22 protein-coding genes are annotated in these 25,422 nt (G+C 45.7%); 10 read left to right on the top strand and 12 right to left on the bottom strand.

What is annotated here, in order from left to right; translation table 11 throughout:
• Positions 1 to 7: 7 nt before the first annotated feature.
• The 5 genes from AC1XUF_RS13700 to AC1XUF_RS13680 all read right to left on the bottom strand — a co-directional run bounded on the left by AC1XUF_RS13700 (position 8) and on the right by AC1XUF_RS13680 (position 5,242).
• Positions 8 to 958: an N-acetylornithine carbamoyltransferase gene (locus AC1XUF_RS13700; protein WP_483342368.1), complete on the bottom strand. Its 951-nt coding sequence runs from the start codon at positions 956 to 958 to the stop codon at positions 8 to 10.
• A gap of 71 nt (positions 959 to 1,029) precedes the next feature.
• A complete protein-coding gene (locus tag AC1XUF_RS13695; protein ID WP_483342367.1) occupies positions 1,030 to 2,166 on the bottom strand; it encodes an aspartate aminotransferase family protein in 1,137 nt (378 codons plus the stop codon).
• A 32-nt stretch (positions 2,167 to 2,198) separates the two neighbouring features.
• Positions 2,199 to 3,182, bottom strand: a complete 984-nt coding sequence (gene argC, locus AC1XUF_RS13690) for an N-acetyl-gamma-glutamyl-phosphate reductase (RefSeq protein ID WP_483342366.1) — start codon at positions 3,180 to 3,182, stop codon at positions 2,199 to 2,201.
• 4 nt (positions 3,183 to 3,186) lie between these two features.
• Positions 3,187 to 4,386 (bottom strand): argininosuccinate synthase, encoded by a 1,200-nt coding sequence (locus AC1XUF_RS13685; protein ID WP_483342365.1) that lies wholly within the window; start codon positions 4,384 to 4,386, stop codon positions 3,187 to 3,189.
• A gap of 133 nt (positions 4,387 to 4,519) precedes the next feature.
• Positions 4,520 to 5,242, bottom strand: coding sequence for a GNAT family N-acetyltransferase (locus tag AC1XUF_RS13680; RefSeq protein ID WP_483342364.1), 723 nt, complete (start codon positions 5,240 to 5,242; stop codon positions 4,520 to 4,522).
• A 382-nt stretch (positions 5,243 to 5,624) separates the two neighbouring features.
• On the opposite strand from AC1XUF_RS13680, the gene aat reads away from it, so the two are divergent.
• The 5 genes from aat (at position 5,625) to AC1XUF_RS13655 (ending at position 10,575) form a co-directional block, all read left to right on the top strand.
• A complete protein-coding gene (gene aat, locus AC1XUF_RS13675; protein ID WP_483342363.1) occupies positions 5,625 to 6,233 on the top strand; it encodes a leucyl/phenylalanyl-tRNA--protein transferase in 609 nt (202 codons plus the stop codon).
• 115 nt (positions 6,234 to 6,348) lie between these two features.
• On the top strand, positions 6,349 to 7,380 hold the full coding sequence (gene proB, locus AC1XUF_RS13670; protein WP_483342362.1) for a glutamate 5-kinase: 1,032 nt from the start codon (positions 6,349 to 6,351) through the stop codon (positions 7,378 to 7,380).
• Entirely contained in the window at positions 7,380 to 8,630 is a 1,251-nt protein-coding gene (locus tag AC1XUF_RS13665) for a glutamate-5-semialdehyde dehydrogenase (protein ID WP_483342361.1), read from the top strand. The genes proB and AC1XUF_RS13665 overlap by 1 nt, the downstream gene beginning before the upstream one ends.
• Positions 8,624 to 9,706, top strand: a complete 1,083-nt coding sequence (locus AC1XUF_RS13660) for a M20 family metallo-hydrolase (RefSeq protein WP_483342360.1) — start codon at positions 8,624 to 8,626, stop codon at positions 9,704 to 9,706. The genes AC1XUF_RS13665 and AC1XUF_RS13660 overlap by 7 nt, the downstream gene beginning before the upstream one ends.
• A 41-nt stretch (positions 9,707 to 9,747) precedes the next feature.
• The gene (locus AC1XUF_RS13655) at positions 9,748 to 10,575 is read left to right on the top strand and encodes an enoyl-CoA hydratase-related protein (RefSeq protein ID WP_483342359.1); all 828 of its coding nucleotides are present in this window, start codon (positions 9,748 to 9,750) and stop codon (positions 10,573 to 10,575) included.
• A 42-nt stretch (positions 10,576 to 10,617) separates the two neighbouring features.
• On the opposite strand, the gene AC1XUF_RS13650 is transcribed toward AC1XUF_RS13655, so the two are convergent.
• The 3 genes from AC1XUF_RS13650 to AC1XUF_RS13640 all read right to left on the bottom strand — a co-directional run bounded on the left by AC1XUF_RS13650 (position 10,618) and on the right by AC1XUF_RS13640 (position 13,616).
• Positions 10,618 to 12,180: an Rne/Rng family ribonuclease gene (locus tag AC1XUF_RS13650; protein WP_483342358.1), complete on the bottom strand. Its 1,563-nt coding sequence runs from the start codon at positions 12,178 to 12,180 to the stop codon at positions 10,618 to 10,620.
• A 265-nt stretch (positions 12,181 to 12,445) separates the two neighbouring features.
• Positions 12,446 to 13,282, bottom strand: a complete 837-nt coding sequence (locus AC1XUF_RS13645; RefSeq protein ID WP_483342357.1) for a tetratricopeptide repeat protein — start codon at positions 13,280 to 13,282, stop codon at positions 12,446 to 12,448.
• A gap of 28 nt (positions 13,283 to 13,310) precedes the next feature.
• Positions 13,311 to 13,616 (bottom strand): HU family DNA-binding protein, encoded by a 306-nt coding sequence (locus tag AC1XUF_RS13640; RefSeq protein ID WP_026631310.1) that lies wholly within the window; start codon positions 13,614 to 13,616, stop codon positions 13,311 to 13,313.
• Positions 13,617 to 13,775: 159 nt separating this feature from the next.
• On the opposite strand from AC1XUF_RS13640, the gene mutY reads away from it, so the two are divergent.
• The 5 genes from mutY (at position 13,776) to AC1XUF_RS13615 (ending at position 18,988) form a co-directional block, all read left to right on the top strand.
• Positions 13,776 to 14,855 (top strand): A/G-specific adenine glycosylase, encoded by a 1,080-nt coding sequence (gene mutY / locus AC1XUF_RS13635; protein ID WP_483342356.1) that lies wholly within the window; start codon positions 13,776 to 13,778, stop codon positions 14,853 to 14,855.
• A gap of 25 nt (positions 14,856 to 14,880) precedes the next feature.
• Positions 14,881 to 15,741, top strand: coding sequence for a phytanoyl-CoA dioxygenase family protein (locus AC1XUF_RS13630; protein ID WP_483342355.1), 861 nt, complete (start codon positions 14,881 to 14,883; stop codon positions 15,739 to 15,741).
• Between the two features lie 48 nt (positions 15,742 to 15,789).
• The gene (locus AC1XUF_RS13625) at positions 15,790 to 16,995 is read left to right on the top strand and encodes a Gfo/Idh/MocA family protein (RefSeq protein WP_483342354.1); all 1,206 of its coding nucleotides are present in this window, start codon (positions 15,790 to 15,792) and stop codon (positions 16,993 to 16,995) included.
• A gap of 72 nt (positions 16,996 to 17,067) precedes the next feature.
• Positions 17,068 to 17,553 (top strand): single-stranded DNA-binding protein, encoded by a 486-nt coding sequence (locus AC1XUF_RS13620; protein ID WP_483342353.1) that lies wholly within the window; start codon positions 17,068 to 17,070, stop codon positions 17,551 to 17,553.
• Between the two features lie 118 nt (positions 17,554 to 17,671).
• Positions 17,672 to 18,988, top strand: coding sequence for a transporter associated domain-containing protein (locus AC1XUF_RS13615; RefSeq protein WP_483342352.1), 1,317 nt, complete (start codon positions 17,672 to 17,674; stop codon positions 18,986 to 18,988).
• On the opposite strand, the gene AC1XUF_RS13610 is transcribed toward AC1XUF_RS13615, so the two are convergent.
• The 4 genes from AC1XUF_RS13610 to AC1XUF_RS13595 form a co-directional block, all read right to left on the bottom strand.
• Entirely contained in the window at positions 18,989 to 19,405 is a 417-nt protein-coding gene (locus AC1XUF_RS13610; RefSeq protein ID WP_483342351.1) for a hypothetical protein, read from the bottom strand.
• Positions 19,406 to 19,409: 4 nt separating this feature from the next.
• Positions 19,410 to 20,849: a RagB/SusD family nutrient uptake outer membrane protein gene (locus AC1XUF_RS13605; protein WP_483342350.1), complete on the bottom strand. Its 1,440-nt coding sequence runs from the start codon at positions 20,847 to 20,849 to the stop codon at positions 19,410 to 19,412.
• A gap of 40 nt (positions 20,850 to 20,889) precedes the next feature.
• Entirely contained in the window at positions 20,890 to 24,309 is a 3,420-nt protein-coding gene (locus AC1XUF_RS13600) for a TonB-dependent receptor (RefSeq protein WP_483342349.1), read from the bottom strand.
• Positions 24,310 to 24,418: 109 nt separating this feature from the next.
• Positions 24,419 to 25,420, bottom strand: coding sequence for a FecR family protein (locus tag AC1XUF_RS13595; protein WP_483342348.1), 1,002 nt, complete (start codon positions 25,418 to 25,420; stop codon positions 24,419 to 24,421).
• Positions 25,421 to 25,422: the final 2 nt, after the last annotated feature.

Below are 25,422 nucleotides of genomic sequence, written 5' to 3'. Positions count from 1 at the left end.
TTTTTTGTCAAACTAATCCTAGCAAAACTTCTCGAAGCGCTGCCTGGGCAGACCATTCGCGGTTTGCCGCCTGTTCTATCACCAATGACCGAGGGCCGTCCAGTACTTCATCGGCGACCTTCATATTACGGCGTAACGGGAGGCAATGCATAAATTTTCCGTTGTCGGTCAATGCCATTTTCGCCTCAGTAATCATCCAGGAAGGATCGCTTGTTAACACCTGGCCATATTGCTGGTAGGACGACCAGTTTTTACCGTAAACAAAATCCGCTCCTTCCAGAGCTTTATCCTGATCATAAATGACCTGACCCTTTCCAACAAATTCAGGAGCGAGATCATACCCTTCCGGATGCGTGATGACCAGCTCAACATCCATCGGGTTCATCCATTCACAGAATGAATTGGCAACCGCTTGTGGAAGGGCTTTGAAATGAGGTAACCAGGTAAGTACAACCTTTGGTCGTTGCTTTACTTTAAATTCTTCAATCGTAATGCAGTCAGCGAGAGATTGCAGCGGATGCCTGGTGGCCGATTCCAGATTAATGATCGGGACGTCAGCATATTTTTTGAACTGGCGGAAAACAATTTCAGCATAATCCTTTTCCCGGTCCTGTAAGCCCGCAAAAGAACGTATGCCAATGATATCGCAATAACTTCCAATTACCGCGGCAGCCTCTTTCACATGTTCGGCCTTGTCGCCGTTCATGATTACCCCTTCTTCCATTTCCAATCCCCACCCATCTTGTCCAACGTTCATAGTAATGACATTCAGGCCGAGGTTCTGAGCTGCTTTTTGCGTGCTGATCCTTGTTCTCAGGCTGGAATTAAAGAATAGTAAACCAATGGTTTTGTTTTTCCCCAATTCGCTCTCCGAAAATGGATTACGTTTGGCCGATATCCCGCTACTGATCAGCTTGCTCAGGTCTGTTACGTCTTTGATGGAAAGGAAGTGTTTCATTCAGTTTAGTATTTCTGACCGGGTTGGGGGCTATCCACCTAGTCGGGCACTTCTGGAATTATTTATGTAAATTAAATATTAGATACGGCAACTTCTTTTCTTAGTGCTTCCAGAAACATGTCGGCCTCTTCTTTGCCTAATGCAAGCGATGGCAACAAACGAATGGTACTGGTACCAGCCACTCCGGTAAACATTTTGTGCTCAAAGAGCAATTTGTTGCGTAAATCCTTAACAGGGAGATCATATTCAATCCCGATCATCAGGCCTCTTCCCCTTAATTCTTTATAGCCGCCGATTTCTTTGATTCCCTCGAGAAGATAATGGCCGATTTCAGCTGCATTGTCAATCAGGTTTTCGTTTTTCATGATATCCAATACTGCTACTGCGGCTGCACAAGCCAGATGGTTTCCTCCAAATGTGGTACCAAGCAGTCCATAGCTGGCTTTGAACTTCGGCGAAATCAAAATGCCGCCGATCGGAAAACCATTGCCCATACCTTTTGCCATAGAAATTATATCAGGCTCTATGCCGCTGAACTGGTGCGAAAAGAATTTTCCCGTACGCCCGTAACCGCATTGAACGCTGTCCATAATCAGGATCGCACCCGTTTCGTCGCATTTCCGCCTTAATGTCTGTAGGAATTCATCTGTACAAACGTTAATACCACCTACACCCTGGATACCCTCAACAATAACAGCGCAAATCTCGTCGGTAATACCAGCATCAGCAGCCTCGGGGTCGTTGAATGGGAGAAACGTTACATGTTTGTTATAATTTACCGGGGCAACAATTGCCGGGTTATCCGTGGCCGCCACGGCGCCTGCTGTCCGTCCATGAAACGATTTAGTAAAAGAGATAACCTTTGTCCTTCCGTTATGGAAAGAGGCTAGTTTAAGCGCATTTTCATTGGCCTCCGCCCCTGAATTACAAAGGAAAAGTTTATAGTCGGGATAGCCTGATAGCGTACCCAGTTTTTCAGCCAATTCCTCCTGCAGTGAAATCCTGACAGAATTGGAATAGAAACTGATTGCATTTAGCTGCCTCGTCAGCATGTCGACATAATAGGGATGGCAATGTCCAACGGAAATCACGGCATGCCCTCCGTAAAGGTCAAGGTACTTCGTTCCATTTTGGTCCCACAAATAACTTCCCTGAGCTTTAACCGGCTCTATATCGTAGATAGGGTATACATCAAATAAATGTGACATGGTATGCAAATACTATAAGTAATTAAATTTTGTCAAAATGCCGGGGCCTTCAGTCGCAACCCCGAGTCCTCGGGCAATCCGAAAAGCAAATTCATGTTCTGAACCGCCTGGCCGGACGCGCCTTTGGTGAGATTATCGATAATGCTGGTGATCAGCAACTGGCCGTCGTGTACTTCCAGATGCACAAAGCATTTATTAGTGTTCACTATTTGTTTCAAATCGATCGGACTATTGCTGACATGGGTAAATGGCGCCAATGCATAAAAATCCTGATACAGTCTTTTCGCTTCTTCGATCGTACCTTCAAATGCGGTATATACATTTGCCATGATACCTCTGGTGAAGTCACCGCGATACGGGATAAAATGCACTTCCTGGCTGAACCCATCCTGCAACTTGCCCAAACTCATTTTAATCTCTGTCAAATGCTGATGTGTAAAAGCCTTGTAAACAGACAAATTGTTATTTCTCCAGGTAAAATGAGTGGTGGCACTTAATGATTGTCCCGCGCCGGTACTTCCGGTAACTGCGCTGACATGCACTGCATCCTTAATTAAACCGAAACTCGCTAACGGCAGAATCGCCAGCTGGATACTTGTTGCAAAACAACCCGGGTTCGCAATTTTAGCAGCATTTTGAATTTTGGTTTTCTGTAATTCCGGCAAGCCGTACACAAAGCCATCAGATTCATCCCTGAAGTCGGTGCTCAGATCGATAATCTTCACTGTTTCAGGAACCGTATGCTCATTCAAGAACTTACGCGATTCACCATGTCCTGAGCAAAGGAAAATGACGTGCAGGTCTGGCCTGTTTAGTAGAATCTGAACATCCTCACCCGAAAACGCCAGATCAGTGTCGCCCAGCAGGTCGGTATGCGTCGCATACAAAGGTTTACCGACCTGGCTTTTGCTATGTGCGAAAACGATATTGGCCGAGGGATGATTGATCAAAATTCTGATAAGTTCCCCTCCGGTATAGCCGGCAGCTCCAATGATGCCTATGTTAATTTGGTGCATTTTGTCAGTTGTTCAGCTCGCTTACCTTCTGATAAATCATAACCTGATTGGAAGCTACTTTCGAAAATCCTCTTACGTCATCCCCTGTCCAGGCATTGTTCATTTCGCCGTAGCTGCCAAATGCCGAGGACATCAAATCAAAAGGAGATTCGATTCCTTCGATGTGGAACCGATAGGGGGCGAGATATACGTGAACCTTACCTGTTACATGGGACTGGGTATCAGTGAGGAAGGTTTCGATATTTCGCATAACAGGTTCAACGAACTGGCCTTTGTGCAACAAGCTGCCATACCAATTGGAAAGCTGCTCTTTCCAATAAAGCTGCTGCTCGCTCAGTACATGCTTTTCCAGGGTGTGATGTGCTTTAATGATAATCAGCGGTGCTGCGGCTTCAAAGCCTACTCGTCCTTTGATCCCAATAATGGTATCTCCTACATGTATGTCACGTCCGATGCCAAACGGCTGGGCAATAGCCGCCAGTTTTTGAATCGCAGCAACTGGGTTTTCGAAATGCTCACCTGCCACGCTTTTCAGCTCACCTTTTACAAATTCGAGAATAATGCTTTCTGGTTCCGTTTTTGTAATCTGCGTCGGCCAGGCAGATTCAGGAAGGTATTTTTCAGAGGTCAGTGTTTCTTTTCCTCCGACAGACGTACCCCAAAGACCCTTATTGATACTGTACGCAGCCTTCGCCCATTCCCGTCCAACACCTTTGTTAATCAGATATTCGATTTCTGCTTCGCGTGAAAGTTTAAGGTCTCGGATTGGTGTAATGATTTCTGCTTCGGGGATGATGATCCTGAATGCCATATCAAACCGCACCTGATCATTACCGGCGCCTGTGCTCCCGTGCGCAATCGCGTTTGCCCCGATTTCCTTTGCGTACTCAGCTACCGCAACCGCCTGGAAAACGCGCTCCGCACTGACAGACAGCGGATAAGTATTGTTTTTAAGAATGTTTCCGAAGATCAGGTATTTGATACAATCGTTATAATAATCGCTTGTCTTGGAGATCGTAGCATGCTTTTTAACGCCCAGGGAATAGGCATTGGCTTCAATTGTTTGAAGGTCTTCTTCCGAAAAACCGCCGGTATCTACTAAAACAGAGTATACTTCATAGCCTTTGTCCTCGGCCAGATATTTAACGCAAAAGGATGTGTCCAGTCCTCCACTGAATGCTAGTACTACTTTGGGTTGTGACATTATATTAAACGGGATACTTAAAAGCTTAAAAATTGGAGTACAAAGTAACAAAAAAATACCTCGCGTCGGGCTTTGAAAGTTGCCGGAGCGAGGTATTTAAGAGATATTCTAAATCTGTAAACGAATGCAGTACTTAATGTACCAGCAGAGCCCCGGCGTTTTTCTTTTTGGCACGTTCTTCCCTTCGCAATAAAATGCGCTGCTTGATACGCATCCAGCGTTCGTACAGGCTGGATTCTTTCAGGAAATCCCAGGAGTGTTTCTCCACCTCGGATTCCGAGGCTGATTCTGCTTTTTTCTTGTCATCGGGATCATACATCATTCCCGTACATAAGCAGTGCTTTCTGCCTGTCCGGGTCAATACATCATAGTTAACACAACTTGCGCAACCTTTCCAGAATGCGTCGTCAGCTGGTAACTCACTGAAGGTGACAGGTTCGTAACCCAGGTCGGAATTTATTTTCATGACCGGTAAACTGGTTGTTATACCGATAATCTTAGCGTCGGGATATTTCTTGCGGGATAGTTCAAAGGCTTTTTGCTTGATTGCTTTGGCCATTCCGCTGTTGCGGAAATCAGGATGGACGATCAGTCCGGAATTGGCCACAAATTTACCGTGTTCCCAGGTTTCAATATAGCAAAAGCCTACCCACTCCCCGGTTTCAGTTGTTGCTATAATCGCTTTCCCCTCGACCATCTTTTCCATTAAATAAACAGGAGAGCGTTTGGCTATACCTGTACCACGCTTTTTAGCGCTCTCCTCCATTTCGGCGCAGATAATTTCGGCGAAATGGAGATGATTTTCATTGGCAGTCTGAACTATAAACTTACTGCCTACTACTTCGGTATTTTTCATTGATGGCTGTGCTGACAAAAATTCGAAACAATAATTACTTATCCCCAGATAAAACGATGGGACGTTTAGGATTTAAATAAGAAAGTGGGATAGAAAAATTTTACCACGTAGGTAAAAAATAATTATGCGGTCCACGGGGACCTGAATCGAAAAGGCGTAGTATGAAGAACAGTATGTATGCCGTTGTTATTCATTGACTTGCTCGTGCGTCTTAGGAGGTGCAAATTTTGAAAAAAAAAATGTCACTCCAAAGAAACAGAAGATATATTTTTATGGTTCGTTTCATTGCAAAAGTTTTGTTCTGTGCGCTTATTACGCTGTTAAGGCTTTTATCAGGAGCTTAAAAACGACCAATTAACACTTTTATTTCAACAAGGCCTCCATGTCAGAGATCAGTCCGGATGATATTCTTAACGGTTACATAAATGGTATATTTCCAATGGCAGAGTCGGACGGCTCCATTTATTGGTATTCTCCTAATCCAAGGGCAATTATCCCTATTGACACTTACAAGCCCTCCAAGTCCCTTCGCCCGGTCATCAACAAGAATTATTTTCAGATAAAAATTGACACCTGTTTCGAAGCTGTCATGCGCGGGTGTTCAGGCCCGCGTGCGGATGAGCAGGGGACATGGATCTCAGAAAACATCATTTCGAGTTACACTGCATTACATAGGCTTGGATATGCCCACAGTGTCGAATCGTACCGCAACGACAAGTTGGTCGGCGGGCTTTACGGGGTCGCGATAAGCGGTGTTTTCTTTGGTGAATCGATGTTTACAATCGAAAGTAATGCTTCGAAAGTAGCGTTTCACTATCTGATCCAGATTCTTCGGATGAACAGATTCGCGTTGCTGGATACACAATTTATCAACGACAATGTCCGGAGGTACGGTGCCATCGAAATCCCGAGGGAAGAGTACTTGGAGCTGCTGGATAAAGCATTGAAAATGAAAAGAAGGTTCGATGGACGGGTAATCCAAACGGTGTAAACTTGCACCTAAAGTAGGCCAGATAGAATATCATTTGAAATATTATTTACTTTTGGCCTCAGGTTGAAACCGCATAGGCATATCATGAAACAGATGCCGCTTATTATCATTTAAAGTGTCAAAATCCATACTTGTTATCAAATTCGGGACGGCCTCGATTACCCTTTCTTCGGGAGAGCCGGATACCCGGATTATTTCTGAGATAGCACGGCAGGTCTCTGAAATTCACCCGCATTACAATATTATTATAGTATCATCGGGGGCCGTTGGTGCCGGGAAGTCATATATTCAGGATTACAAGGGATCGATTACTCAGAGGAAAGCAGCAGCTTCTGTCGGCAATCCTTTGCTGGTCGGCTTGTATGCTTCGCATTTCGCGCCCAGGAAAATCTATATTGCCCAAAGTCTTTGCGAAAGGCAACACTTTGCAAACAGGGATAAGTTTTTACAGCTTAAAGAAACATTTGAAGAGCTTTGGAGGAACAATATCATTCCAATTGTAAACGAAAATGACGTTGTCAGTGACAGGGAGCTTAAATTCTCGGATAATGATGAGCTAGCTACTTTGCTTGCGGTCGGGTTTGGCGCTGAGTCACTCATGTTTTGCACTTCTGTGGGCGGATTATTGGATGAGGAGGGAAAAATACTGAGGAACGTAAGGAATGTTAACGAGGTTTTCAGGTTTGTTAAGACAGATAAATCTTTTCTGGGTCTCGGCGGAATGGCCTCAAAGCTCACTTTTGCCAAGCTGGCCGCACGCATGGCAATCAGAGTCGTTATTTTTGGAATGAATCAGAAGGACGAACTGCTGGAGGCACTTAAAGGAAATGCCGGAACCGTGATTGAAGCCGGTAAAAGCACATTATCGGCCAGGAACAGGTGGCTTGGAAGCGGTGGGCTTGTTTCGGGCAGCTTACAGATCGACGAAGGAGCATCCAGGGCAATCCTGAAAAGAAAGAGCCTGCTGGTCGTGGGCGTTACGGATGTTACCGGCGATTTCGAATCCGGTGAAATTATTGAAATATATTCAGCTGCTGGCGAGATGATAGCCGTGGCCCGGGCAAGAGAAACTTCGGCAGCGATCCGGAAAAATCTGAAGACATTGAATTTTGAAGTGGCACATGCCAATGATATTGTATTGTTATAATGAAATCTATCATACCATTACTGAAAGGAACAAGAGAAGCATCAGCGGAAGTCCGGCGCTTGTCGGACAGGCAACGTGCCGATCTTTTGGTGTCTTTATCGAAAAGAGTACTTGCCAACGTAGAAAGTATCATTGCTGAAAACCAGAAAGACTTAGCGATGATGGACGATGCGGACCCTAAGAAGGACCGTCTGCTTCTGAATGAAAAAAGGATCAAAGATCTGGCACAAAGTCTTTTGGATGTTGCCGCCCTTCCAGATCCGACAGGTGAAATTTTTCTCGAAAAGACAATTGAACAAGGCCTTTCTTTAAGGAAGATCGCTGTTCCGTTGGGTGTTGTGGGTGTGATTTATGAATCCAGGCCTAATGTTACCATCGATGTGGCTGCGCTTTGTTTGCGTTCGGCCAATGCCTGTGTCCTAAAAGGAGGAAAGGAAGCCCATTTTTCGAATTCCTGCCTGGTAGGCCTGATTCATGAAACTTTGGCCGAATTCAATGTCCCCAATGGGGCCGTTACCTTGCTGCCTACGGGCCGGGAATTCGTTGGAGAGCTTTTGACGGCAACAAAATATGTGGATATCATTATTCCCCGCGGTTCCGAAGGCCTGATCAAATTTGTCAGAGAGAACTCACGGGTGCCAACCATTGAAACCGGGGCTGGCGTATGTCATACCTATATTGAAAAAACGGGTGATCTCGATAAAGGCGCCGCAATTGTAGTCAATGCAAAGGTCTCTAAACCCGCTGCCTGCAATGCATTGGACACCGTTTTGGTGGATGAAGAAGTTGCGGCAAGTTTTCTGCCCAAGCTGAAAGAAGGTTTTGCCAAATGGAACGTGGAAGTTTTTGCGGATGAATCGTCATACACTATTTTGGAAAAAGCAGGGTACCCATCCTTAAGGAAGGCCGAGCCAGATGATTTCGGGAAAGAATTCCTGGATTATAAATGTTCTGTTAAAGTAGTTGCCGGGCTCTACGATGCTTTGAAGCATATCGAAACATATTCTTCTCGTCATTCTGAAGCAATAGTTTCCAGTAGTCAAAATGCCATAGACACGTTTTTGGAGGAAGTTGACGCAGCAGCTGTTTATGCCAATGCCTCCACCCGGTTTACAGACGGAGGTGTGTTTGCATTGGGTGCGGAAATAGGGATTTCAACTCAGAAATTGCACGCACGCGGCCCTTTTGCACTTGAAAAACTCGTTACAGAAAAGTGGATTGTAAAAGGTGAAGGACAGGTAAGATGGTAAAAGCATTAGAAAATATACAGGTGCTTGCTGCTGAGGCCATTGAGCTTCTGAAGAGCTTAATTGAAACTCCTTCTTTCAGTAAGGAAGAGGCAGGTACGGCCAGTCTAATCGCCGCGTTTTTTTCGGGTAAGCATATTCCTTTTCAGCAAAAGAAGAATAATTTATGGGCATATAACCGATATTTTGATCCGGCCAAACCGACACTTTTGCTGAATTCCCATCATGATACGGTTAAGCCAAACAAATCCTGGACACTTGACCCATTCAAAGCGATCGTTGAAGGAAATAAACTGTACGGTCTCGGCAGCAATGATGCAGGCGGATGCCTGGTTTCATTGATCGCAACTTTTTGCTATTTTTTTGAAAGGGAGGATCTGTCTTACAATATCGCAATCGCCGCTACGGCCGAAGAGGAAATATCAGGGAAAGAAGGATTGGAAATTGTAGTCCCTGAGTTGCCTGAAATTTCATTCGCGATAGTAGGCGAGCCCACAGAAATGCAACTGGCTGTTGCAGAAAAGGGGTTGCTGGTGCTGGATTGCATAGCCAGAGGTAAGTCGGGGCACGCGGCTCGGGAGGAAGGCGATAATGCGATTTATAAAGCATTAAAAGATATTGCGTGGATTACACAGTACCAGTTTCCAAAAGTATCTGCGACACTTGGGCCGATCAAAATGTCGGTAACCATTATCAATGCCGGCACGCAGCACAATGTTGTTCCCGACGCTTGCACGTTTACAATCGACGTTCGGGTTACCGACCAGTATACATTGGAAGAGGTAATTGCCGAGATACAGGCAAATATTCAATCCGAGGTAATCGCCAGGTCCATCAGGCTCCGTCCGTCAAGTATTTCGATGGACCATCCAATTGTTAAGGAGGGACTAAACCTGGGTCGTACCGCGTATGGTTCTCCCACAACATCCGATCAGGCTTTACTGGATTGCCCGTCATTGAAGATGGGGCCAGGACACTCCGCAAGGTCGCACAGCGCAGATGAATTTATTTACCTGCAAGAAATTGAAGAGGGAATTGCCCAGTACATCACCATGCTGGAAGGAGTAGTTACAAAATAGGTGATTTCACTTATTCCGTATCCAGATAACGCATCGCCGATATGCAGTTTTACACAGAAAACGATACTTTGGCTTTTGGTGTAATCGATCTGTTATATATCAAAACATCTCTGTCGGGCCATGTCTTCACAATTACACTGAACCGCCCGGAAAAGCGCAACGCGTTCACCCCTACGATGGCAGAGGAAATTACGTTCGCGCTATCCTACGCACATTACAATCCGGATATTCGGTGTGTCGTCATTGACGCGGAAGGTCCGGTTTTTTGCGCCGGCGCGGATCTGAATGCCTTTCAGGACGATTCTCTCGATATCAAAAATACGTCTTTGCCAAAACCGCGTGAGGAAGTAAGACTCGGAGATGCTTTCAATGCGCTTCTGAAACCGGCCATTGCAAAGGTAGAAGGGCCGGTGTTGGCGGGCGGCTTTCTGATCATTTGCGGCTGCACATTTGTTTTCAGTACTCCAGATGTGTATTTCAGTTTGCCGGAGGTCAGAAGAGGGTTATGGCCTATGCAGGTAATGGCGTCACTCATGCGGATTGTTCCGAATCGCAAAATGCTCGAAATGGCGATCACGGGGCAAAGTTACACTGCTGTCCAGGCCTGTGAGATGGGCTTGGTTACAAAAATTGCGGATAAAGAGGCAATTGTACGGGAGATTGGCGAACTGGCTGATACAATATGTCAGAATGCTCCATTGGCTATCCAAGCAGGTATGTCGGCTAATCAGCAACTGCAAAACATAGGGGAGAATCAGCGCCATATATTCCTAAAGGCTCAGCTTGAAGAACTGTTAAAAACAGAGGATGCAAAAGAAGGTGCACAGTCCTTTAAAGAAAAGCGCTCCCCTAATTGGAAAGGCAAATAAAATGAACATCCAGCCAAGCTAACAGCCGGCGGCTACTTGCTGCTAATTTACCGGAACAATCTCAATTTCTTCTCCGTAGCGGTTATGGAATTTAAAATCAACTACCCCAAGAGATGTATCTTTGGTAAGTTTCACCCAGGTTTTGTAATGGAAAAACCATTTTACCTGTTCGGAAATGAGCCCTTTTGTAAAATAAGAATGTAGGAACGGGTGAAGTGAAATGGTAATTCCGCGTTCGTTTTGCTTAGTAAGGATATAATCCAGATTATTCGCAATGACGTCTGAAACCAATATACTGGCCTGAATTGTCCCGGTTCCGCCGCAGGTAGGGCAGGTTTCTCTCGTTACAATATTCATTTCCGGCCTTACCCGCTGCCGGGTGATTTGCAGCAAGCCGAACTTAGAAAGAGGCAGAACGGTATATTTGGAGCGATCCCCCTTCATCTCGTCGCGCATGACATCAAAAAGCGTCCTTTTATTTTCCGCTTTTTTCATATCAATAAAATCCACCACGATAATACCACCCATATCACGCAGTCTTAATTGCCTTGCGATTTCTTTGGCGGCTTCCAGGTTAACGCTCAGTGCGGTAGCTTCCTGATCTTCCTCAGAGTTGGATTTATTACCGCTGTTCACATCGATTACGTGCAGGGCCTCGGTGTGTTCAATAATCAGGTATCCGCCATTGGGAAGGCTTACGGAACGTCCGAATAGTGACTTGATCTGCTTCTCCAAACCGAATTGTTCGAAAAGCTTGTTCTTGCCATTATGTAATTTTAAGATGTTCTCTTTATCCGGTGCGATGTTATGTATGTAAGCTTTGATGTCTTCATACACCTCCTTGGAATCTACCGTAATGCTATCGAACGATTCGTTCAGCATATCGCGGATGATGGAAGAAGCCCTGTTCATTTCGCCGATAACACGATCGCGCGGTTTGGCATCGCGAAGGGCTTTGATCCCATTTTCCCATTTGTCGAGACAATCCTGCAAATCTTTGTTCAGTTCGTCCACATCCTTTCCTGTCGCAACCGTGCGGATAATCACGCCGAAATTGGCGGGTTTAATGGACGACATCAATCGCTGAAGGCGGTTTCTTTCCTGTTTGTCGGTAATTTTTTTAGACAGGTTTACCGAATTTGAAAAGGGGACCAGGACGATATAACGTCCAGCAATAGAAATGTCACACGACAGGCGGGGCCCTTTGGTAGATATCGGTTCTTTGACTATCTGAACCAGAATAGGCTGATTTTTGGAAAGAACCTTGTCGATTTTGCCAAGTTTCTCAATTTCAGGCTCCATTTTGAAGTTATTCAGCTTGCCGGAATTGGCCCGCTTCGAGATAACGTCTTTTGTAAGCTTGTTGAGAGAGTTAATATTCGGACCTAAGTCCAGATAATGCAGAAAGGCATCTTTTTCAAATCCGACGTCCACAAATGCTGCGTTAAGCCCAGCCACCAACTTTCTGACAGTACCAAGGTAAATATCCCCGACTGTAAAGCTTTGGTCCGGTGTTTCGACGTGATATTCTAAAAGACGTTTATCCTGCAAAAGGGCTATACGTTCTCCCTTTTGAGTAGAATTGATTAGTAATTCGTTACTCAATGTTCAACCAACTAAATGGCTATATAATGTTGATAAATAACCTCCCGCTTTTCAGAATCAAGGGGTATTAAATGCGCAGTGAAGAAGGATGACCGGAGCTTCAGATGAAACCCCGGTCATTTCCATTTATTTCTTCTTATGTCTGTTCTTTCTAAGTCTTTTCTTTCTCTTGTGAGTTGAAATCTTATGTCTCTTTCTCTTTTTTCCGCAAGGCATAAATTTATGACGTTTATAAATAAAAAATAATTCTCTTATTTTTCGATGATCAGTTGTTCAGACGACCTTCCAGTTCGCCGATGGCTTGCTGTATAACCGGGTCTTTCTCCTCTTTCTTAACTTCCGAAAGTACTTTACGAGCTTGTTCCTTATCTCCCAGTTCGACAAGTGTAAGTCCAAGATAGAACTTAGCTTTACTATTTGCCGGGTTGTTAGTTAAAATTTGCCTGAACCTGTCAGCGGCTTTTGAATATTGATTGGATCGCATGGATAGAATCCCCAAATTGAACAAAGCCAGTTCATTGGTAGGATCCGTGTCAATCACTTCACGTAACATCAAAATTCCCTGCATCGGGTTTTCTGTGTTGACGTAGGTCATTGCCATGTTTGCTTTTGCAGCTAACAATCCAGGATTCTGGTCAAGTGCTTTTTGATAATATTCGCGGGTTTTGGCTCCGAGGTTTTTTGCCTTTTGCTCATCTACTGCGAAACCATAAGCCTCGTAATATCGATCACCGGTTCTCACCAGGTTTTCAATAGACGGGGACAGAACGGCCACTTTTTCAGCATAAAATGCGGCACTGTCGAATTTTTGAAGTTCCACAAATTTGTCCGACAATTTCAGCCCGGCAATAACCTTTTCCTTTTCCCCCGCATTGGCGAAGTTTGTCTTTAGCTGATCTACAGCTTTCTGCTGATCTGCTGACAAAGCTGCTTCATGCTTTATTTCGGGAGAGGGGTCAGACGGGCTTGAAGTAGCTGCCGTCTGACTCCTTTCTTTGTCCACTTCTTTACCTTTCGTATTGACAACGACTTTTGGAAGACTGAACAGTGTTCCAACAAGTGCAACCGCAAGCAAACAGGAAAGAAAGATGGATTTTTTCATAAATTATGACTCAACCTTTTCAGGTAAATTACTTCTCAGCGACTGCTTTCAGTTTGTCACTTTCTTTCACCTGCTCTACAAAAACCTTGGCAGGTTTGAAGCTCGGTACAAAGTGCTCGTCAATAATCATCGAAGTTCCCTTCGAAATGTTACGGGCAACTTTACGTGCACGTTTTTTATTGATAAAACTACCAAAACCTCTTACATAAAGGTTCTCACCCTCAGAAAGCGAATCCTTTACCACGGTGAAGAATGATTCCAGCGTTTGCTGAACATCGCCCTTGTCTACGCCTGTTTTTTCAGAAATCTGTGCGATTACGTCTGCCTTAGTCACTTTGATTGTTTACTTTAAGTGGATATTATTTCATTTATTTACTTACTCCTCTGAATTTTGGGAACACAAAGGTACGGTAATTTTACCAGAATTTAAAAGGATGGCATTTTCATTTTTTTTATAATCGGTTAAAAAACAGCATACATAAGTGCAAATAATATGATACCGGAATATTTTGAGGCCGTTGATTTTAACAAAAAGCTTAAATCCTGGTATCTGAAAAACCATCGTCCTTTGCTATGGCGACAGACCAGGGACCCCTATAAAATTTGGTTGTCCGAAATCATTCTTCAGCAAACAAGGGTCGCCCAGGGTACTCCATACTACGAAAAATTCTTGTTTCACTATCCCACGATTTTCGACTTGGCCGGTGCCGAGGAAAAGGATGTGCTACGACTCTGGCAGGGGCTGGGATATTATTCTCGGGCGAGAAATATGCATTCTACGGCGATACAGATTGTCAATGATTTTGGCGGAGAGTTTCCAGCTACTTCGGTGCAGCTTTCAAAGTTGAAGGGGCTGGGAAATTATACCGCTGCAGCCATTGCGTCCTTTGCCTTCGGCGAGGCAGTGCCTGCGATTGATGGAAATGTGTACAGGGTTATGTCACGTATTTTTGGTATTCAATCAGATATTCTCAGCACTCAAGGAAAAAAGGAATTTGCCGCCGTGGCTAAGGAGCTTGTTCCGACGGACGATCCGGCTACTTACAACCAGGCGATGATCGAGTTCGGGGCTATTCAATGTGTCCCGGTATCGCCTAACTGCCCGATCTGCCCGTTTAACAATATTTGTTTTGCCTTTCAATTCAATATTCAGAAGGAACTTCCGGTCAAGGTCAAGAGGCTGAAAGTGCGCCAGCGGTTTTTCAACTATTTCGTGATACAGCAGAGTCAAAGGCTGGTTATGAAGGAGCGCTCAGGCAAGGACATTTGGAAAGGCTTATATGATTTTTATCTGCATGAGTCGGAGGCGCCGCTCGGCTCTCCGGAGGATTTTGAAAATAACTCGTTTCTGGCTCATCTAGCTCAAAATGCCACTGTTAAAGAAATTCCCAAGGTATACTCGCACATCCTCACGCATCAGAGGCTGAATGTGCGTTTTTGGTGGTTTGAAATTTCGGCAGATGTAACAATAGATTTGCCTGCCGGACTGGCTTTTTATACCAGGGACGAAATTGAAACGCTCCCGAAGCCGATTCTCATAGATATGCTTCTCAAAGAGGAAAACTATCTGTAATTCCTAAACTTTTAAATGATTAGCTATGGCAAGTTTTAATTTGAATGACAATCAGATTCAGCAGTACAACCGGGATGGCTATCTGGTTGTTAAAAACCTGTTTTCAGAAGAGGAAATTGGAAAACTGTATCATACCGCCCTCGAAAATTCGGTCATGCAGAAGAATGCGATGGACTTGAATGACCAATCAGGTAAGAAAACAAAGCTGTCGTTATGGTTCACACCCGGCGACGATGTATTCGGCTATTTGATCAGGAGCGAAAGAATGGTGAATGCTGTCTGGCAACTTTTGGGGCAGGATAGTCAGGTTTGCCATTTTCATACAAAGCTAATGCAGAAGGAACCCAAAGTCGGTGGTGCTTGGGAATGGCATCAGGACTATGGTTACTGGTACAAAAATCAATTTATTTTTCCTGACCAACTCATGAGTGTTATGATTGCCCTGACACCTGCAAATAAAGAAAACGGTTGTCTGCAGGTGATCAAAGGATCCCATAAAATGGGACGCGTCAATCACGGATTTGCTGGTGAGCAGGTTGGGGCAGATATGGAGATGGTCAATCATGCATTAAAAACCATGGAGCTCGTTTATTGCGAAATTGAACCGGGAGACGCATTATTTTTCCATAGTAATCTGATGCACCGCTCAGAAGCCAATTTGTCGGATCATCCCAGGTGGTCGTTGATCTCCTGTTATAACTCGCAATCGAATATTGCATACAGTGAAACCTCCAATTCCTGGAAGGTGCCTGTTTCGACAGTGCCCGATCGTGCCTTGCTGGAATGGGATGCCGCATCTTTTGGCAATGTCGACTTTCTTAAAAAAGAAAATGATCCGGCGTTGAAACCGACCGGCTGGGAGAACGAGGTGAAGACAGCTTTGTAAATAAAAATAGCACCTGATCATTTTTTAATCCATAACACAAATCTTTGTATGCAGAAAATTGCAATGCTAGGTTCCGGTTTTATCGGACGATTTTACGCTGAATCGATTCACGGGCAAAGGGGACGTGATAGGGTAGTGGCCATTTATGCGAGGAGGGAGGAAAGCGCAAAGAAATTTGCAACCGACTACGGTTGTGATTTCTGGTCATCCAACATGGAAGAAGTAATTGCCAATCCTGATGTAAATATGGTGTGCATTGCACTTCCTAACCACGTTCACGAGGAAGCGGTAATGCTCTGCGCTAAACATAAAAAGGCGGTTGTGTCCACCAAGCCACTTGGAAGAAATGGAGCGGAAGCATTGCGAATGATGAAGGCAGTGGAGGATGCCGGAATATTTGGGGGGTACCTGGAAGATCTTTGCTACACACCCAAGTTTTTGAAATCCATGGAAAGTGTTAAAAACGGTTCTCTCGGACGGATTATCTGGGCGAAATCCCGGGAAGCACATCCCGGCCCGCACAGTGAGTGGTTCTGGGATATTGAGCAGGCTGGCGGCGGCTGCATTTTAGATTTGGGCTGCCACTGCATCGAGATATCCCGCAATTTTATTGGGAAAGATATCAAACCTGTCGAAGTGATGTGCTGGGCCGATACGCAGGTGAAGCCAATCGATGCGGAAGATCATGCGATCGCTTTGGTAAAATACGAAAATGGGGCAATCGGGCAGTTTGAAGTAAGCTGGACGTTTCGGGGCGGAATGGATTTGCGGGACGAGGTAATGGGTACGGAAGGAACCATCTGGATCAACAATTTCCTGCGTACCGGGTTTGAAATGTTTACAACGGGACAAAACCCGGACGGCGCGGGAGAAGAGTATGTGGCCGAAAAAGCAGAAAGTAATACGGGCTGGCTATTCCCGGTAGGCGATGAAGTGAATGACCTGGGCTACAACCATATGTTTACAGATATGTTCAATTCCGTCGAAAAAGGGACCGAACCTGCTGAGACGTTTTACGATGGCTACATTGTTAACGCGGTAATCGACGCTGCATATAAATCCGCGAAAACCAAGTTGTGGGAGAAAGTGGAGCTTCCGGTCTGGCGCGGGAAGGAAGGTGTTACCAAGCCTTCCAACTACGTTTCTTATGATGAGAAATACTATCTGATCAAACAGGAGGTTACACATGATGGCCGCAACAAGCTGATCTTGAAAGATAAGGAGACCGGGAAGATATTCGAGCAGGATATTTAGGCAGACGATTTCACCGAATATCGCTAACTTTAAAATTACATCAATAAATAATATATCCACAACTAAAAGACCATGGCAGGAAGTGTTAACAAAGTCATTTTAATAGGTAACCTGGGAAGCGACCCGGAAGTAAGGTACCTGGAGAGCGGATCGGCAGTAGCGAAATTTAACATTGCAACGACGGAATCTTATACCAACAAAAACGGGGAGAGGGTAGATAATACCGAATGGCATAGGATCGAACTCTGGGAGGGATTGGCTAAAGTAGCCGAGAAATACCTAAAAAAAGGTAACCAGGTTTATATCGAGGGCCGGATCAGAACGGACAGCTGGACGGATAAGGAAGGTCAGCAAAGAACGGGTATTACAATCCGTGCAAATAGCATGACGCTGCTCGGCGGGCCAGCAGGTTCGGGAGGCGGGCAGGGAGAGGGTGGTAACCAGGGTTATCAGCAGCAATCCAGTGCTCCGAAAGGTAACCAATCGCCGCGCCCATCGGACCCAATTCCGCCTTCATTGGCTGCCGGAAGCGATGATGATGATGATCTTCCTTTTTGAAAACCTTTGGTAACCGTATTAGGTAAAAATGTATTTGTTGAAAATCCGTACCGTTTTTGAGCCAGATTAAGTACATTTATCCTGCTAACAGTTTACTATCAACGTTTTCTGATATTTTGTGAAAGAAACAGCAGACAGTGACGATCCCCTTGCCCGAACGCGTACGGGGATTTTCTTTTCCCCAAAAAGTACGCAACCACTTCTGGTAGGGGTTATTATACCCACTGATTTCCTGGCTCCCTACGATCTGATACTGATCATTTTTCTTTTTGCAATCTCTCTTTTTCTTTCCGGGATCCGGGCGGCCTACGCAGCTTCCGGAGCAATGGGAAATCCATGGGACCGCAAAACTGACGGAGAAGATCACTTGCCCACCCGAATTCAGCAACTTTCTTTATCGATTGTTCAAAGGGCGATCACGCTGCTGGCGCTTATCCTGTCGGCACATCTGGCATGGAACTATCTTGAAATTTACGACGAGACGCTTTCCAGGTGGTTGATCCTGGGCTCTCTCGCATTGTGGATCTGGCTGGACGCGCTGGTGAGGTATAACAGCGCACGGCGAGCTAACGAATTTATTCCAAGGATAACCGGCTTAACGCAGTTCCTGATCAAAGTTTGCCGGCCGTTGACGCAACCCGTGATGAGATTGGGCTATTCTGCCGGGGTACTGACGCCCGAAGGGCAGGAGGTAACGAGTGAAATGCTGGAAGCCAAGGCGGAAAGCGAGGAGGAAACAGACTTATTGCGTGGCCTGGCCAACTTCCGGCAAACCAACGCTAAAAAAGCCATGCAGGCCCGCTTGCAAATAACCGCTTTTGATATCGAGCTGGATTTTCATGAATTGATGGATAAGATCAATAAGTCGGGGTATTCGAGGGTACCGATTTTTCGTGACGATCTGGACCACGTGGAAGGCATTCTGAACGTAAAGGATCTGTTACAGCATATTCATCAGGATGAGCATTTCAACTGGCAAAAACTACTTCGGCCGGTTTATTTTATTCCGGAGAGCAAGAGACTGGATGACCTGATGAAGGATTTTCAGAACCGCCGGGTGCATATGGCGATTGTGGTCGACGAATATGGCGGTACCAGCGGGCTGATTACACTGGAAGACATCATTGAAGAGATCTTCGGGGATATCAATGACGAATATGACGAGGACGACGAGATCAACTATACGCAGGTTGACGAAAATACCTATGTTTTTGAAGGAAAAGTGCTGATCAACGATTTGTGTCGTATCCTGAATATTGATACTGAATATTTCGACGAGGTGCGCGGTAACAGCGAATCGCTTGCAGGCCTGTTACTTGAGTTATTTTCCAGGCTTCCGAGGACTGGAGAAATTGTCACCCACCGGGAGGTTACTTTCAAAGTTCAATCGGCCGATAAGAAAAGGATAAAAAAGGTAAGGGTCCTGGTGGGTTGATCACTTACCGCCAGGAGTTACCTTGGAAAAATACCGGATCTCATACAGTTCCTGATTTTTCCCTGAGAAATACGGCTTCTGAGACTTCTTCAGCACCAATTTTCTGGCATCGAGGTCCAGGATTTTATAGCCGTTGACAACTTTACCTGCAGAATCCAGATAGACGAGTGAATCTGCCGAAAGAAGTTTATAATGCGATTTCCGGTACTCGCCTTTTCGTCTTTCAAAAAGTGAACCATCGGCGCGGTAATCAAAATACGACCAATGCGCATCTTTGGTATTATTGGTAAAACTGAACCCATTGACATAATTCGAAATGGAATCAGTTCTCCATAATCCCTGAATGTCCTTTTCGCGGGAGGAGCAACCCGCGAAAAGGACATTCAGGATTAACAACAGGGTGATTTTTTTAACCAAGAGATTAATAATTGCTGTTCTGGATTAATGTCCCATTGCTTAGATCCACTTCGCGTTGCGGCAGTGGGAAGTAGTAATGCTTGGGTTTAACAAAATTACGGCTTGGCTTATGAGGGCCGCGGTCAATTTTGTAATGCGCTACAATATCGATCAGGCCGGCTTTATCCCAGCGCATCAGGTCCTGGTGCCTTTCATTTTCTCCCGCCAACTCTACACGCCTTTCGTGCATAATGTTTTTCATGGTAGCATTGGTAATTGGGGCCAGGCCAGCACGTTTTCTGACGATATTCAATTCTGCATCGCCATTGGCGCCCGACCGGATCTTGGCTTCGGATGCTAGCAAGTAAACATCGGCTGTTCTTAAAAAAGGTGCGTTCAGGCTTTGGCTCATATCGCCATTATCCGCGAATTGCGTGTACTTTTTGAATGCATATCCTGTTACCCGCGTCATATCTTTTGCAAAAGTTTCTTTTCCAGCTGCGTTTCGGTCCACAATGTCGCCAGGGCTGAAAATAGAAGACGTTTTGCGGGTGTCGCCCTTTTCGAATTCCTGTACCAGGTCGTCGATTGGCTCGTGGAAGCCCCACCCTCCGAACGCCTGGGGGGTATGGTAAAAAGTGGGGGAATTATCGGTTGTCCAACCCGTTTCGTATTGCAGCGAGAACAATATCTCAGGATTGTTTTCTGTCGCCAGTTCAAAATTCTGGTTAAAACCAGTCGCTAGTTTATAGGCTGCATTGGAAGTTACCTTGGTGCTTGCCTCAATCGCTTTTGCCCATTGTTCTTCATAAACATATAGTTTCGTTAAAAAACCATAGGCGGAACCTTGCGTTACACGGCCTGCTTCTGCATCGCTGTAAGATACAGGCAGCAAAGAGGCTGCTTTAAGGAAATCGGCTTCGGCTTGTGCGCGAACTTCTGCCAGCGTAGATTTGGGTTTGTTGAAATTCAGGTTCAATGCATCCTCTTCCAGCAAAATAGGTACTTCGCCATATATCAATGAAAGCCTCCAATAGACAAAGCCCCTTAGAAAATAGGCCTCACCCAAGCTGCGGTTACGTAACGTTTCGTCCATAGCAACTTTCGGTGCGTTGATCAGCACTGCGTTTGCTCTTGAAATAACCTCATACTTTGTTTTCCAAGTAGCCAGGATGTGGGAGTTGGAAGCGTCGAAAGTGAACATTTCAAGTGAAGTTTCGTCCGAATGGTCGCCGGCCCGGTTCATATCATCCGAGCAATTGTCGAAAGTATATTCGGTATGGGCAAAGCCGTCCTCGTCGAGGAGGGGCGAGTAAACGGCATTTACTGCCGCCACTACGTCGTCGCCGTTTCTCCAGTACTGCTGAGAGGTAACCTGCCCGTAAGGCGTTGTTTCGAGCAAGTCGCTACAACCTGTCAGAACTGCAAGAAGTATATATGCGGATAATGTTGTTATCTTTTTCATAATAAGTCAAATTCTTCTGTGTAAATCTGAACGTGGGGTTTTAGAAAGAAATAGTTGCTCCGATTGTCCAGGTACGCGCCAGCGGGTACTGCGCATAGTCCACATTCAGCTGTCCGTTTACATATCCCAGCTCAGGGTTCAATCCGGAGTATTTCGTGAAGGTCAGAATGTTCTGTCCGGTCACATAGACCCTCGCCTGCGTCATTTTTAATTTGCTGATAGCCGATTTCGGAACTGTGTAGCCCAAAGTCATATTTTTCAGACGTAGAAAGTCACCCTTTTCGATGAAGAGATCCGAAGGCCTGAAATTCCTGTTAGCATTGTCGATACTCACCCGCGGAATGGTATTGCTCGTTCCTGCTCCATGCCAGCGGTCGTTTTCTGAGGCGTACAGGTTGAAGGAATAACTGGCGTCAAGGCCCTGCATCCTGTCGGCATTGTAGATCTTGGAACCACCTACACCGACAAAAAACAACGTAAAATCAAATCCTTTGTAGTTCACGCCCCCCGAAAACCCATAATTGATTTTAGGCTGAGGACTTCCGATAATTGTTCTGTCCTGATCATTGACAATACCATCTTTGTTCAAATCCAGAAAACGGACATCTCCGGGCTTGATCTGTCCGTCTGTGCGGCGCGAGTCATTGGCAATGTTGGCATCCGAATCGATCTCACCCTGATTCTGGTAAATACCGTCGGTCTTGTAACCGTAAAACGTACCATAAGGCTGACCTTCGTAAGTCCTTACGATTTCCTGCTGGCCGCGACCGTACAGCTGTGTCGCCAAAAATCCGCCAGGAGTGGCCAGTTTCGTGATTTTGTTTTTAATAAACGTGGCGTTGCCGCTCAGGTTGAAAGTAACATCACCCACTGTGTGCCGGAACGAAGCTTCCAATTCAAGTCCTTTGTTCCTCAGCTGACCAATATTCTGGTCAGGGATGGTAGCAGTGCCGATCGTTCCGACGGACGGAGGGGCCAGCAGCATCTTTTTGGTATCTTTGATAAAGTAATTGGCCGAAACATAAAGCGCGTTTTTGAACAGACCGGCCTCCAATCCAAAGTTACTCATCTCTGCGGTTTCCCATCCAATGTTCAGGTTGGCAAGTCGGCTTTGGGCAGCGCCGGCAATCTGGTTCTGAACCCCGCCGTTCCCGAATGCATAGCGATAAGTGGAGTTAATCAGGGCCAGGTATTGCAGGGATGCTACGTTTTGGTTACCCAATTGTCCCCAGCCGCCAGTCAGCTTGAAGTTGCTGAACATAGGGAGCGCGTTCTTAAAGAAATCTTCTTCTGAAAGTCTCCAGCCCAGTGAAAACGCGGGAAAAGCGCCCCACTGGTTCCCTGGTGCGAATTTAGACGATCCGTCGCTCCTCATGGTTGCTGTAAACAAATACCGGTCGTTGAAAGAATAATTAATCCTTCCAAAGAAAGAAGCAAGCGCATCGTAGCTGCGGCCGCCATTTCCGCCGTTGTTCAGAGGGACTGAAACAATAGTCCCCGCATATTGCATATATCGTAAAGAAGGGTCTTCACTTGAAAAATCCCTTCCCCATTGATTGGAATAAAGGTCATTGAAGGTTTGCGAAGTGTAACCGCCTACCAGGTTAAGCGAATGCTTTCCAAAGTGCTTATCATAGGACAGGAAATACTCCTGAAGGAACGACCAGCTTTTGTCGTGGCCAAGGCTCAGCTGATTGTAAGAGTTGGTACGGAACTGATCATTGATCTTGATATCGAAGGTATGGCTCTCCGAAAATGTTGCGTCCATGGCAAGATTGGCACGCAGCTTCAATCCGTCGATAATTTCCAGTTCGCCGGTCAGGTTTCCCAAAAATCGGTTGCGTATGTTGTCTTTATCTTGAGTATCGACTGTAAATATCGGGTTGTTGATATCGCCGAAAGCGCCAAGGCCTTGAGTGGAACCGTAAGACCCGTCTGCGTTTTTAACCGGCAATCCGGGATGAAAACGAATTGCACTCCATAACAATCCGGTTTGGGACGATTGGGTGTCGGGACCAGTATTATGTGTATTCGTAAACTGGAGATTCTGCCCGATCTTGATCCGCTTTCCAATTTTATGGTCCGAATTGATCCTGAAAGTGAACCGCTTATAGTTGGATTTGCCAATGATACCATCTTCATTGTAATAACCGCCTGAGATCGCAAACGTGGAATATTTACTGCCACCACGCAGTGCGGCGTCGTAGTTGCGGGTTACGCCCTGTTTCAAAAGCTCGTCCTGCCAGTTGGTAAGCTGCGTTTGGTACTTTGTATTGGTCCAAATTTCAGGAATGGGCAATCCGTCATTGGTATAAGCCTCCTGTTTTAATTTTGACAGTTCCGGTGCAGTCAGTACGTCCAGCGTTTTAATGCGGTTGGTCACACCAACGTACCCGTTAATGGTAACAGAAAGCGGGTTATCGAATTTGCCCCTTTTGGTGGTGATCAGGATTACACCGTTCGCAGCGCGCGTTCCGTAAATCGCGGAAGCGGAGGCGTCTTTTAAGATCTCAATGGATTCGATATCATTTGGATTGACGTCGTTCATGGTCCCGGCGGGGATACCGTCAATCACAACCAACGGCGACGAATTGTTAACCGTTCCGAAACCACGGATCTGGATCGAGCCTGCATCTCCGGGAGCACCGCCATTGCGTACGATGTTAACCCCCGCGGCTCTTCCCTGCAAGGCCTGCTGTGCCCCTCCGGAAGGCAAATTTTGAAAATCAGCCCCTTTTACAGAAGATACTGCGCCCGTTACATCTTTCTTCTCCTGCGTACCATAGCCCACCACTACCACCTCTTTCAGTGCGCTGACGTCTGGAACAAGTGAAACGTTGATGATATCCTTATCCACGACAACTTCCTGGCTTACATAACCGATGAATGAAAATTTCAATGTAGCGCCCTGATCTGGCACCGTAATGCGGTAATCGCCATTTTCATTGGAAGAAGTACCCTGTTGCGTGCCCACCAGCAAAATGTTTACCCCAGGAAGGCCCGCCCCTTTTTCGTCGAGGACCTTGCCGGTGATGCTCCGGTCGATTACTTCGACCCGCAGGGAATTGGCCTGGGCGCTACCTGCTGGGCTGAGCAACTTTTTTCGCAGTAAAATCCTTGAATTTCCCACTACTTCGTACGAGACATTGAGCGGCGTCAGCAATTGGTCCAATACCTTGTTCAAAGGGCCCTTGATTTCTTTCAGGCTTGTATTCTGCACGCCCTGGATGCTAGAGGTGCTGTAAACGAACTTGACGTCCGCCTGCTTTTCGATCATCTGCAGAATCTTCTTTATTTCAAGGGATTCCACTTTCAGAGACACTTCTTTATTGAGCAGTTCCTGCCCGTGGAGACTGTGGGCGAGTGAAACGCCGCAACATAGTATCGCAATGATTAGTTGTTTAGCCGTAGTACTCATGACCTTGTAAACAACCCTTTTGAGGGGTATTTTTTTATGCATAATTTTAATGGTTTTTGTGAAACGCAACGCAAGGACAAACAATGGAAACCGTTGTGATCAACTGGATTCCCGTGGCTGTGATGTTCGAGCATCATCGCCACTTTTTTTACTAATTACTGCAACCCGCCCCCTGAACAAACAAAGCCGTGCCCCTTCTTTCATAAGAGATATTGGCCGACTTACAGATCAGGTCAAGCTGCTGAAACAAGGTTAACCCATTCAGGTCGCCGGTAAAAAGACAGGAGTCGGCGGTATCGTTTTCGAGCACGATATCGATCCCGTACGATTTCTCCAGGTCGGAGAAAACCGTTTTAACAGGCACTTCTGAAAAAGAAAAGCCATGTGCTGTTTCGTTAATCGGAATCACCATCATTGGATTTTCTACAATGGACAGCTCCATTTTTTTCGACTTCTTATCAAAAATTATTTTCTGGTTCGGGGTCAGAATCACGCCGTTCCGGTTAACGGAATTGCTGTTGACCCGCTCGTAGACTGATACTCTGCCCGTTTTGACCTGCACTTCGACAGAAGAGGATTCATCATAGGACTTAATATTAAAACTGGTACCCAGGACCTTAGTCATCAGGTTGCCGGCCGAAACAATAAAAGGTTTTGCAGTGTTTCTTTTGATCTGGAAAAATGCTTCGCCGTGAAGAAATACCAGCCTGTTCTTTTTACCGAAATGCTCAGGAAAACTAATGCTGCTATTCTTTTTCAAAACCACAACGCTGCCATCTTCCAGCGGCACTGTCTGTGATCTGCCGGAAGTATTCCGGATCTCAACCACTTCCTGGTCGGGATTCACGTCCGAATCTGAAATCAGTTCGGTACGCTCTTTTCTTGCCAGAAAATACCAGCATCCAAACAAGACGACTACGGATGCGGCCACGGCGAACCAAGGACTTAGCCTGACCAACAATGGCTTGCCGATGGTATTTGCGTAAAGCTTCTTCTTGATCCGCTCTCCAATGATCTGTTTGTCGCCTTCGAAAACAGCGGTATCGTCCAAGGGATTACTTTTCAGATATTCCAGAATGAATTCCTCTTCTTCAGGGGTTTGTTGCCCCGCGAGATATTTGTTTAGAGTTTTTTGGAAATCGTACTGGTTCATTT

The sequence above is a fragment of the Dyadobacter sp. HNCC25DJ185 genome (genome assembly GCF_056895195.1).
The sequence above is the reverse complement of the archived record's forward strand: the minus strand, read 5'-3'. Positions and strand labels throughout refer to the sequence as shown.